Origin of the sequence: Propylenella binzhouense (assembly GCF_009866965.1) — a bacterium.
In the GTDB taxonomy this organism is placed as follows: domain Bacteria; phylum Pseudomonadota; class Alphaproteobacteria; order Rhizobiales; family Afifellaceae; genus Propylenella; species Propylenella binzhouense.
The window spans coordinates 19,926-30,485 of the sequence record NZ_SPKJ01000049.1 but is presented as its reverse complement, the minus strand read 5'-3'; the positions used below and the strand labels follow the sequence as shown (position 1 = coordinate 30,485).

The window sequence follows — 10,560 nt, the reverse complement described above, 5'->3', positions numbered from 1 at the left end:
GCGGCCGCCGCCGGGCGGCTCGGGCTGCCGTCCTGGCGCGCCGAGGCGACGCCCGACGTCAAGGCCGCGCTGCTCGCCGAGCGCGCGGCGGCGGGCCACAAAGTGCTGATGGTCGGCGACGGCATCAACGACGCCCCGGCGCTCGCCTCGGCCTGGGTCTCGATGTCGCCGGCGAGCGCCTCCGACATCAGCCAGACTGCGGCCGACATCGTCTTCACCGGCCGGCGGCTCGGGCCCGTCCTCGCAGCATGGCAGGTCGCCCGCGCGGCGCGGCGGCTGATCCTCCAGAACTTCGCGCTCGCGGTCGCCTACAATCTGGTCGCCGTCCCGGTCGCCATGCTCGGCTACGCGACCCCGCTCATCGCCGCCGTCGCCATGTCGAGCTCCTCGATCATCGTCACGGCGAACGCGCTCCGGCTCCAGCTCCTCGTGCGCGCCCGCAGGATGCCTGCCGCCGGGGGCCCGGCACCGGCCGAGGCGGCAGCGTGAACGGGCTCCTCATCCTCATACCGATCGCGCTCTTTCTCGGCCTGCTCGGCCTCGTCGCCTTCCTCTGGTCGCTGCGGTCCGGGCAGTTCGACGATCTCGACGGCGCGGCCGTGCGCATCCTGGAGGACGACGAGGGGCCCGGGCCGGAGCGGCCCCGCCCGGAGCGGCCACGGGACAGGCCCGCACGGCACGGATAGTCCGGCCGCCGCTGCCGGGCCGCCGCCGCTTCTTTACCGCCCGTTAACCATGAGGGCCGACTCTTCGCCGGCAACCAACCGGGAGGGGGCGATGGCCGACACCCAGGGCTCCGAGCCGGCCGGAGCGGGCGCGAGGCCCGCTTTCGTGGCCGCCGGCGAAGGCCTCTCGTTCCGCAATCTTCGCCGCACCGAGCTGACGACGCTCCATGCCGACTTCTCGCGCCGGCTCGAGGATGCCGTGCTGCGGGTCTATCCTTGGCGGACACGCCGCCCGGGCTGACGCGCGAACCCCGCCGGCCGGAGGATCAGCCGTCGTTGGCGGCGTTCAGTTCGGAGGGGCGCAGGCCGTTCACCTCCGGGGCGGGGCAGAGCCGGACGCCCACCTCGCCGCCGGCATTCAGGAATTCGATGCCCGCGGCTGCGAAAGCCTGGACCACCGCCTCGGCCGCGTCCGGGGGGGCGACGAAGGCGAGGTCCTCCTCTTCCATCCCGGCGAGGTCGTCGCGCTTCAGTCCGGCACGCGCCGCGAGATCGTCTTCGGACCATCCGAGGAGTGCGCGCGCCGCCTTCATCTGCCGCGCCGAGATCGTCTTCATTTCGCGTTCCTGTCTCCGTTCGTGGCACTGGGACAACGGCCGCGCCGGCCGGCCGTTGCGTCGGCGAAGGATGCGCGTCCTTGCCCGGCATTTCCAGCCGCGTCCCGCCTGCCCGGCCGCGCGGCGCGGGCGCGGGGGGAGGCGGGGGCGGGGCGCAAGCGGGGAGGGGCGGCAGTTGCCGCTGCCGGTCGGCCGCGTTATATCGCGGCACCTCCGGCATTGGGGCGTAGCCAAGCGGTAAGGCAGCGGGTTTTGGTCCCGCCATCCCAGGTTCGAATCCTGGCGCCCCAGCCAGTTTGGATGTCTTACATTCAGTGTGGCGCCGGCCGGTCCGGGGCCGCAGAGGAAGAAAATGCCTCGCCCCTTCCGCCCGTCGTCACCGCGTCGCGACGGCGATCTGGTGGCGGTATCCCCTCGCCTCGTAGCCCACCACGGTGACGCCGGGCGCAAGCATCAGGATGATCAGGCAGACCGCCATGTCGACGCCGGCAAGCGCGGCGACGACGGCGAGGACCAGGACCGCCGTAGTCCCGCCGAGCAGCCCGATGTGGAACCGGTCGAACCGTCCGACGAGATAGGTGTAGAGCGCGTAGATCGAGCCGATGAAGATCGCGAGGGGGAGGGCCACGCTGAGGACAGTGGCGACGGCGCCGATATGCGCCTGATGCTCGATGAAGTTCGCCGCCACATGGAGCCCGGCGCCGGTCGCCACGATGGAGGCGACGGTCGCCATCTGCGCATAGCCCCACACGAAGGACCTGTCGCGGTGGGCATGCAGGATGCGCGCGGACGGCAGGATGAAATAGATCCACCACATGGCGAAGGTCAGGCCGATCCCGGCGACGCATGTGAGCACGGCATCGCTCGTCCAGCCCTTTTCGCCGGTGACCGCCGTGAGCGCGGCGATGGTGCCGACGACGCCTTCCCCGAGCGCGATGATGGCGAACAGGCCGTAGCGTTCCGCGATATGGTGCGCATGCCATGGCGTGCCGCCGTCACGGCGCTCGGCGAGGACGGGGCCGGCGAGCTCGACGACCATGAGCACGAGCACGAGGAGGAGCGCCGTGCCGAGTGCCGGATCGGCCAGGCTGAGCGCGATCCAGCCGATCTGGGCGACGGAAATGGCGGCGGCATAGGTCAGGCATGCGCGCCTGCGCGCCGGGTCCTGTCTCGCCGCGCGCAGCCATTGGAACCCCAGCGCCAACCGCATGACCACGTAACCCGCCACGATGACGCCGGCGTCGAGATGCTGGCCGTGCTCGACAGACGCGAACATCCGCGGAAGCCCGATCCCGACCACCAGCACGCCCGTCATCTGCACCATGGTGGCGACCCGGAAGATCCAGTCGTCCGTGTCGTAGGCGGAGGCGAACCAGGAGAAGTTGATCCAGGCCCAGCAGATGGCGAAGCTCGCGAAGCCGAAGCCGATCAGGGCGGGGCCGTAATGGCCCTCAGCGAGCGCGTGGGCGTACTGGAGGGCCGCCAGCCCGAAGCTCGTCACGAAGGTGAGGTCGAAGAAGAGCTCCAGCGGCGTCGCCTGGCGGTTCGGCTCGTCGGGATCGCGCCCGCCCATGCGCCGGCTATGGTGATGGAGCGCCTCCGGTGCCGGCGGGGTGGTGCCCACGCATGCCTCCCTCGTCGATGGAGCCACAGGCTCTATGGCCCATGTCGGCGGCGAAGGCGAGATGGCGGTGCGGTCCCCCGGGTTCCGCCCGTGCCGCGCGACGCGGCCCGGGCGCGAATCGCCGCGGACGCGCTTTTCGCCGCCTGCGCCCACTTGTATCGTCTGCCGGTACGCGTACCGCGCGAGCTGGTGACACCTTGACGACAATCACGCCGACGGTTCTCAGCGGCGGCTCGGGCATGAGGCTCTGGCCTGCTTCGCGCAGCTGCCATCCCAAGCAGTTCCTGACGCTGACCGGGGAGCGGTCGCTGCTCCAGAACACGCTGCTGCGGTTTTCCGGCGAGGCGGGCTTCGGCCGGCCCGTCGTGGTCGGCAGCGAGGAGCACCGCTTCCTGCTCGCCGAGCAGGCGCGCGCCTGCGGGGTCGAGCTGGCCGGCCTCCTCGTCGAGCCGGTGGCGCGGGACACGGCGCCGGCGATCGCGGCCGCCTGCCGCTGGATCTGCGCCCGCGACGCGGAAGCGCTCGTGCTCGTCATGCCGGCCGATCACCGGATCGCCGTTCCGGCGCGGCTGGCGGAGGCGGTCAGGGAGTCCGTGCCGGTGGCCGAGGACGGCTGGCTGGTGACCTTCGGCATCGAGCCCGCGAGCCCGGAGACCGGCTACGGCTATGTCGCGCGCGGGCCCGAGGCGCTGTCGGCGGGCGTCTGGCGGGCGAAGAGCTTCGTTGAGAAGCCAGATCGCGCGCGTGCCGAGGCCATGATCGCGGCCGGCGGCCATTACTGGAACAGCGGGCTCTTCCTGTTTCGCGCCCGCACCCTGCTCGCCGAGCTGGAGCGGCTCGCGCCGGCGATCGCGAGCGCTGCCGCCGAGAGCGTCGAGACCGCCGCCGCCGATCTCGATTTCGTCCGGCTCGGCCGCGCCGCGCTCGAACGTTCGCCCGCGAGCTCGATCGACTATGCCGTGATGCAGCGCTCCGAGCGGGTCGCGATCCGCCCGGTCTCGGGCATCGGCTGGAGCGATATCGGGTCCTGGAACGCGCTCTACGACGCCTCGCGCCGGGACGAGCACGGCAATGCCGCCCTCGGCGACGCCCGCTTCGAGGACTCGGCGCGCAACTACGCCTACATCTCTGACGGCCGGCTGCTCGCGACGCTCGGCGTCGACGACATCGTGGTGGTCTCGACGCCGGACGCCATGCTCGTCTCGCGCCGCGACCGCGCCCACGAGATCAAGCCGATCGTCGACCGCCTCCGGACGGAGCGTCCGGAGCTCGTCCTCGCCAACCGCAGGGTCCACCGGCCCTGGGGCCATTTCGAGACGATCGACCGCGGCGAGCGGCACCAGGTGAAGCACATCTGCGTCAAGCCGGGCGGGCGGCTCTCGCTCCAGCGCCACCTCCACCGGGCCGAGCACTGGGTCGTGGTCAAGGGCACGGCGCGGGTCACCCGCGGCGGCGAGGTCGTCGAGATCACCGAGAACGAATCAGTCTACCTCCCGCTCGGCACCCGCCACCGGCTGGAGAATCCCGGCCGGATCCCGCTCAGCCTGATCGAGGTGCAGACCGGATCCTATCTCGGCGAGGACGACGTGGAGCGCCTCGACGACGTCTACGGACGCGACTGACGGCCCGAGGGCCCCGCCCGCCGGCCGGTTACGCAGCCCGGCGCGAGGCCGGGCCGCCCGGGGCTTCCTGCGCGGCGGGGCTGCCTGCGGCGCTCAGACCTCGCCCCACACCTCGCGCGCGATCTCGACGATGAGGGCGAGCTTCCGCCACTGCTCCTGCTCGGCGAGGATGTTGCCCTCCTCGGTTGAGGCGAAGCCGCATTGCGGCGACAGGCAGAACTGCTCGAGCGGGGCGAATTTCGTCGCCTCCTCGATCCGCCGCTTGATGTCGTCCTTGCTCTCCAGCGTGCCGCTCTTGGAGGTGACGAGGCCGAGCACGACGCGCTTCTTCCCCTTCGGCAGGAAGCGCAGCGGCTCGAAGCCGCCGGCGCGGTCGGTGTCGTATTCCAGGAAGTAGCCGTCATAGCCGATGCGGTCGAGAAGGACCTCGGCGACCGGCTCGTAGCCGCCCTCGGAGATCCAGCTCGAGCGGAAGTTGCCGCGGCAGACATGGGTCGTGATGATCATGTCGTCCGGCCGGTCCCGGATCGCGTGGTTGATCATGTCGGCATAGATGCGCGGCAGCGGATCGGGATCCTCCCCGCGGTCGCGCACCGACTGCCGCTCCTTCTCCGAGCAGAGATAGGCCCAGACCGTGTCGTCGAACTGCAGGTAGCGGCAGCCGGCGTCGTAGAAGGCGCGGACCGCCTTGCGGTAGGCCTCGGCGCTGTCGGCGAAATAGCTCTCCATGTCCGGATAGACGTCGCGGCTGATCGCCTGCCGGCCGCCCCGGAAATGCAGCACCGAGGGCGAGGGTATCGTCATCTTCGGCGTGACCTTGGTCACGCTCTTCAGGAACTTGAAATGCTCGATCATCGGGTGGTCGCCGAAATCGACCTTGCCGGTGACGACGATGCTCTCGGACTTCGTCGCGACGCCGTGGAACTGGATCGCCTTCTCGCCCTTGACGAGGTCCACGCCCTCGAGATGCGACAGGAAGTCGAAGTGCCACCAGGCGCGCCGGAACTCGCCGTCCGTCACCGCCTTCAGCCCGACCTCCTCCTGCTTGGCGACGACGGCGCGGATCTCGTCGTCCTCGACCTTCTTCAGCTCCGCGGCCGGGATGCGGCCCTCGGCGAAGGCGGCGCGCGCGTCCTTCAGCGCCTGCGGCCGCAGGAGGCTTCCCACCTCGTCGGCGCGGAATGGGGGCGGGGGTGTCGGCATCGGGGTTTCCTCCTGGATTTCGCCGTCTTCGGCTCGGCGTCCACGCCGTCCGGCTCTTCGCCGCTGTCAGGTCCGGGTCAATATCGCAGCTTTCGGACCCCGCCAAGCGGGCTGCCGGATGCCGATTCGTACGGGCTGAACGTTTGACATCAAATTATCCGTCCGGCCACTTGCATTGGCGGGGGCAATGCAGAAAGGATCGGGCGGGCTGAACAATCCGCCCCTGTGAGGCGGGATCGGAGGGAGGGAATCCGAATGGCCAAGTGGACATTGAGGGCCGCGCTCGCCGGCGTGGCGGCGCTCCTGGCCGGCGCGGCGATGGCCGCCGACACGGTCAAGGTCGCCTTGATCCTGCCCATGACGGGACCGTTCGCATCGACGGGCCGGCAGATCGACGCGGCCGCCAGGCTCTATCTCGACCAGCACAAGGGCGATCTCCAGGGCTGCACGGTCGAGCTGACGACGAAGGACGACACCGGCACGGCGGACGTCACGAAGCGCATCGCGCAGGAGGCGGTGGTGCGCGAGGGCGCGAACATCCTCGCCGGCTTCGGCCTCACCCCGCTCGCGCTCGCCGCGGCTCCGATCGCGACCCAGGGCAAGGTGCCGATGGTCGTGATGGCGGCCGCGACCTCGATCATAACCGAGAAGTCGCCGAACATCGTGCGGACGAGCTTCACGACGCCGCAGGCCGCCTACGCGATGGGCGAATGGGCGGCGAAGAACGGCATCGGGAAGGTGGTGACGCTCGTCTCCGACTATGCGCCCGGCAACGACGCGGAGACCTATTTCGCCAAGGCCTTCGAGGCGGGTGGCGGCCAGGTCGCCGAGAAGCTCCGCGTGCCGCTGCAGAACCCGGACTTCGCTCCGTTCCTGCAGCGCGCGAAGGATGCGGCGCCGGATGCGATCTTCGTCTTCGTGCCGTCCGGCGTCGGCTCGATCGTCATGAAGCAGGTGGCGGATCGCGGGCTCACGGCCGCGGGCGTGAAGCTGATCGGCACCGGTGACGTCACCGACGACGACATCCTCAACAATATGGGGGATGTCGCCCTCGGCACGATCACCGCCTTCTTCTATTCGGCGGCGCACGATTCGCCGGAGAACAAGGGCTTCGTCGAGGCCTTCAAGAAGGCCAACGGGAACATGCGTCCGAACTTCTTCGCGGTCAGCGGCTATGACGGGATGCACGCCATCTTCGAGGGCCTCAGGAAGACGGATTGCGACCCGAGCGCGGAGAAGTTCGTCGACGCGGTGAAGGGCATGAGCTGGACCAGCCCGCGGGGCAAGATCGCCATCGACCCGGAGACGCGCGACATCGTGCAGACCATCTATATCCGCGAGGTCAAGCGCGGCGAGGACGGCGAGCTCTACAATATCGAGTTCGACCAGATCCCGGACATGAAGGATCCCGCCAAGGCGGGAAAGTGATGCGGGCCTCGCGGGCGGGCTGAAGGGCGCGAGAGCGGCGTGCTGACTATCCTCTTCGACGGGGTCGCCTATGGCATGCTGCTCTTCGTGCTCGCCTGCGGGCTGGCCGTCACCCTCGGCCTGATGAACTTCGTCAACCTCGCCCACGGCGCCTTCGCCATGGGCGGGGGCTATCTCACCGTCGTCCTGATGAACCGGCTCGGCGTGCCGTTCCTTCTCTGCCTGCCCGCCGCCTTCCTGCTGACGGCCGCGGTCGGCGTGGTGTTGGAGCGCACGCTCTATGTCCGGCTCTACGGCAAGACCCATCTCGACCAGGTGCTCTTCACGATCGGCCTGGTGTTCATGGCGATCGCGGCCATCGACTATTTCATGGGCGCGCAGCAGCAGCTCATCACGCTGCCGGCCTTCCTGCGCGGGCAGCTCGAGATCCTCGGCGGCTCGATCGGCATCTACCGCCTCTTCATCATCGCGATCTGCGGCGCGCTGGTGGTGGTTCTCCAGCTCGGGCTCTCCAGGACCCGGTTCGGAAGCCGCCTCCGCGCCGCGGTCGACCAGCCGGACGTCGCGCGCGGCCTCGGCATCGACGTCAACCGCCTGTTCGCCGCCACCTTCGCGCTGGGATCGGGCCTCGCCGGCCTCGGCGGGGCGCTCGGCGTGGACGTGCTCGGCCTCGACCCGACCTTCCCGCTGAAGTTCATGATCTACTTCCTGGTGGTCGTCACGGTCGGCGGCACGACCTCGCTGATCGGGCCCTTCGTCGCCTCGCTGGTCCTCGGTCTCGGCGACGTCGCGGGCAAGTATTTCGTGCCGGAGTTCGGCGCGTTCATGATCTACACCATGATGGTCGCGATCCTGATCGTCCGTCCGCAGGGCCTGTTCGCGCGGGGCAGCCGGTGACCAGGGTCGAGACGGGCGCGCCGCCGGCCGCGGCTCCGGCTTCCGCAGCCGCGTTGCTGCGGGAGCGGGCGCGCTGGTCGCTGTTCGATCTCCTGTTCTGGGCGGCGGCTCTCGCTGCCTTCTTCGTCTTCCCGCTCCGGCTCCCGCTCCTCACCGAGATCGCGATCCTCGGGCTCTTCGCCCTCTCGATCGACCTCCTGCTCGGCTATGCGGGCATCGTCTCGCTCGGTCACGCGGCCTTCTTCGGGGCCGGCGCCTATGCGGCGGGCATCCTCGCCCAGCACGGATGGGGCGAGCCGATCTCGGGGCTTGCCGCGGCCGGCCTGGTCGCGGCGGCGCTCGGCTTCGCGACGAGCTTCCTGGTCTTGCGCGGAAGCGACCTGACCCGGCTCATGGTGACGCTCGGCGTCGCCATGATGGTGCTCGAGGCGGCCAACAAGGCGGCCTGGCTCACGGGCGGGGCGGACGGCCTCAACGGCGTGGTCATGGACCCGGTCTTCGGAGTGTTCGAGTTCGACCTATTCGGCCATACCGCCTACTGGTACGCGCTCGCCGTGCTCTTCCTGTGCTTTCTCGCGATCCGGCGGATCGTCAACGCGCCGTTCGGGCTGGTCCTCAGGGGGATCCAGGGCAATGCGCTGCGGATGAGCGCCGTCGGCGCGCCGGTGAACCGCCATCTCGTTGCGGTCTATACGCTCGCCGCCGGCTTCGCCGGCATCGCCGGCGGGCTCCTCGCCCAGACCACGCAGTTCGTCTCGCTCGACGTCCTCAACTTCCAGCGCTCCGCCGAGGGTCTCCTCGTTCTCATCATCGGCGGGAGCGGCGTGCTCTATGGCGGGCTCGTCGGCGCCGTCGCCTTCAAGCTGATGCAGGAATGGCTGTCGAACATCACGACCCAGTACTGGCAGTTCTGGCTCGGCGCGGCGCTCGTGCTGCTCGTCCTCTTCGCACGCGGGGGGCTGCTCGGCCTCGCCCGGCGCTTCCTCCGGCGCAGGCCGGCCCGGTCGGAGCGGGGAGGGGCGGCATGACGCCGATCCTGGCGACGGATCGCCTGTCGCGCTCCTTCGGCGGCCTGCGGGCGGTGAACGAGGTCACGTTCTCGCTCGCTCCGGGCGCGCGCCAGGCCCTGATCGGGCCGAACGGCGCGGGCAAGACGACCTTCGTCAACATCCTCACCGGCGTGATCGCCCCGAGCTTCGGCTCGATCCGCCTCGCGGGCGAGGACATAACGCGCCTGTCGCGGCACCAGCGGGTGCGCCGGGGCATGGTGCGGACCTTCCAGGTCAACCAGCTCTTTCCGGATCTGACGCCGCTCGAATCGGTGCTCCTCGCGATCTTCGAGCGTGACGGCAAGGCGGCCAATCTTCGGCGCCCGGCCTGGCGCGAGGAGGCGGCGGCGGAGGAGGCGGCCGCCATCCTCGCCCGGCTGAAGCTTGCCGACGTCATGGACCTGCCGACCGCCGAGATCGCCTATGGCAAGCGGCGGCAGCTCGAGATCGCCGTCGCGCTCGCCTGCCGGCCGAAGCTCCTCCTTCTCGACGAGCCGGCGGCGGGCGTTCCGGATGGCGAGCGCCAGGACATCATGGCGGCGATCGCCGCGCTTCCGCGCGACGTCGCGGTGCTCCTCATCGAGCACGACATGGATCTGGTCTTCCGGTTCGCCGAGCGGATCGCGGTGCTCGTCGGGGGCACGCTGCTCGTCGAGGACGTGCCGGAAAGGGTGGCCGCCGATCCGCGCGTGCGGGAAGCCTATCTGGGGGAGAGCCTCGATGGGCGCGCTGCTTAGCCTCTCGGCCGTCTCGGCCGGCTACGGCGAGGCCGTCGTGCTGAAGGACATCTCGTTCGAGCTCCCGTCCCGAACCTCGCTCGCGGTACTCGGCCGGAACGGGGTCGGAAAGACCACGCTCGTCAACACCATCATGGGGCTGACGCGGCAGCGCGCGGGTTCGATCCGCTTCGACGGCGCCGAGGTGTCGGGGCTCGCGCCCGAACGGCGCGCCCGCTCCGGCCTCGGCTGGGTTCCGCAGGAGCGCAACGTCTTCCGTCCGCTGACGGTGGAGGAGAACCTGACCGCGGTGGCGCGGCCGGGTCCCTGGTCGCTCGAACGCGCCTATGCCGTGTTTCCCCGCCTCAAGGAGCGCCGGCGCAATCTCGGCAACCAGCTGTCCGGGGGCGAGCAGCAGATGCTCGCCGTCGCGCGGGCGCTGGTGCTCAATCCGAAGCTTCTGCTCCTCGACGAGCCGCTCGAGGGGCTCGCGCCGATCATCGTCGAGGAGCTCCTCAACGTCATCGGGACGATTGTCCGCGAGGAGCAGATGAGCGCGATCATCGTCGAGCAGAACGCGCGCAAGATCCTCGGCATGACCGACGAGGCGATCATTCTCGACCGCGGCCAGATCGTGCATCGCGGGCGGAGCGCGGACATGCTGCGGGACGATGCGCTGATCGACGCGCATCTCGGGATCGGCGACGCGCACGGCCGCTGAGCGGGAGCGCCGTCCCGC

At 70.1% G+C, this 10,560-nt stretch carries 12 protein-coding genes and 1 tRNA gene; 10 read left to right on the top strand and 3 right to left on the bottom strand.

Features of this window, described 5'->3' with window-relative positions:
* The 3 genes from E4O86_RS14025 to E4O86_RS14015 form a co-directional block, all read left to right on the top strand.
* Positions 1-489: HAD family hydrolase (locus E4O86_RS14025; RefSeq protein ID WP_161141172.1), on the top strand; the 489-nt coding region annotated here is incomplete at its 5' end.
* The gene (gene ccoS / locus E4O86_RS14020; RefSeq protein ID WP_161141171.1) at positions 486-686 is read left to right on the top strand and encodes a cbb3-type cytochrome oxidase assembly protein CcoS; all 201 of its coding nucleotides are present in this window, start codon (positions 486-488) and stop codon (positions 684-686) included. The genes E4O86_RS14025 and ccoS, both read left to right, overlap by 4 nt.
* A gap of 91 nt (positions 687-777) precedes the next feature.
* On the top strand, positions 778-966 hold the full coding sequence (locus E4O86_RS14015) for a hypothetical protein (RefSeq protein ID WP_161141170.1): 189 nt from the start codon (positions 778-780) through the stop codon (positions 964-966).
* 25 nt (positions 967-991) lie between these two features.
* Here the strand turns inward: E4O86_RS14015 and E4O86_RS14010 are convergent, their stop codons facing one another.
* Complete coding sequence (locus E4O86_RS14010) at positions 992-1,282, bottom strand: helix-turn-helix domain-containing protein (protein ID WP_161141169.1); 291 nt, start codon at positions 1,280-1,282, stop codon at positions 992-994.
* A 220-nt stretch (positions 1,283-1,502) separates the two neighbouring features.
* On the opposite strand from E4O86_RS14010, the gene E4O86_RS14005 reads away from it, so the two are divergent.
* Positions 1,503-1,576, top strand: a tRNA-Gln gene (locus E4O86_RS14005).
* Positions 1,577-1,658: 82 nt separating this feature from the next.
* Here E4O86_RS14005 and E4O86_RS14000 read toward each other — a convergent pair.
* Positions 1,659-2,906, bottom strand: a complete 1,248-nt coding sequence (locus E4O86_RS14000; RefSeq protein ID WP_343039163.1) for a low temperature requirement protein A — start codon at positions 2,904-2,906, stop codon at positions 1,659-1,661.
* 197 nt (positions 2,907-3,103) lie between these two features.
* On the opposite strand from E4O86_RS14000, the gene E4O86_RS13995 reads away from it, so the two are divergent.
* Positions 3,104-4,528, top strand: a complete 1,425-nt coding sequence (locus tag E4O86_RS13995) for a mannose-1-phosphate guanylyltransferase/mannose-6-phosphate isomerase (RefSeq protein ID WP_281351615.1) — start codon at positions 3,104-3,106, stop codon at positions 4,526-4,528.
* A gap of 93 nt (positions 4,529-4,621) precedes the next feature.
* Here the strand turns inward: E4O86_RS13995 and E4O86_RS13990 are convergent, their stop codons facing one another.
* Positions 4,622-5,731: a cobalamin-independent methionine synthase II family protein gene (locus tag E4O86_RS13990; RefSeq protein WP_161141167.1), complete on the bottom strand. Its 1,110-nt coding sequence runs from the start codon at positions 5,729-5,731 to the stop codon at positions 4,622-4,624.
* A gap of 255 nt (positions 5,732-5,986) precedes the next feature.
* Between E4O86_RS13990 and E4O86_RS13985 the strand changes: the two genes are divergently transcribed.
* From E4O86_RS13985 to E4O86_RS13965, 5 genes are read left to right on the top strand one after another with little or no spacing between them, the layout of a single operon-like run.
* Complete coding sequence (locus E4O86_RS13985) at positions 5,987-7,159, top strand: ABC transporter substrate-binding protein (RefSeq protein ID WP_161141166.1); 1,173 nt, start codon at positions 5,987-5,989, stop codon at positions 7,157-7,159.
* A 39-nt stretch (positions 7,160-7,198) separates the two neighbouring features.
* Positions 7,199-8,056, top strand: coding sequence for an ABC transporter permease subunit (locus E4O86_RS13980; RefSeq protein WP_161141165.1), 858 nt, complete (start codon positions 7,199-7,201; stop codon positions 8,054-8,056).
* On the top strand, positions 8,053-9,084 hold the full coding sequence (locus tag E4O86_RS13975; RefSeq protein ID WP_161141164.1) for an ABC transporter permease subunit: 1,032 nt from the start codon (positions 8,053-8,055) through the stop codon (positions 9,082-9,084). The genes E4O86_RS13980 and E4O86_RS13975 overlap by 4 nt, the downstream gene beginning before the upstream one ends.
* Positions 9,081-9,842 (top strand): ABC transporter ATP-binding protein, encoded by a 762-nt coding sequence (locus E4O86_RS13970; protein WP_161141163.1) that lies wholly within the window; start codon positions 9,081-9,083, stop codon positions 9,840-9,842. Before E4O86_RS13975 ends, E4O86_RS13970 begins: the two co-directional genes overlap by 4 nt.
* Positions 9,826-10,542, top strand: coding sequence for an ABC transporter ATP-binding protein (locus E4O86_RS13965; RefSeq protein ID WP_161141162.1), 717 nt, complete (start codon positions 9,826-9,828; stop codon positions 10,540-10,542). Before E4O86_RS13970 ends, E4O86_RS13965 begins: the two co-directional genes overlap by 17 nt.
* The last annotated feature ends 18 nt before the right edge of the window (positions 10,543-10,560 follow it).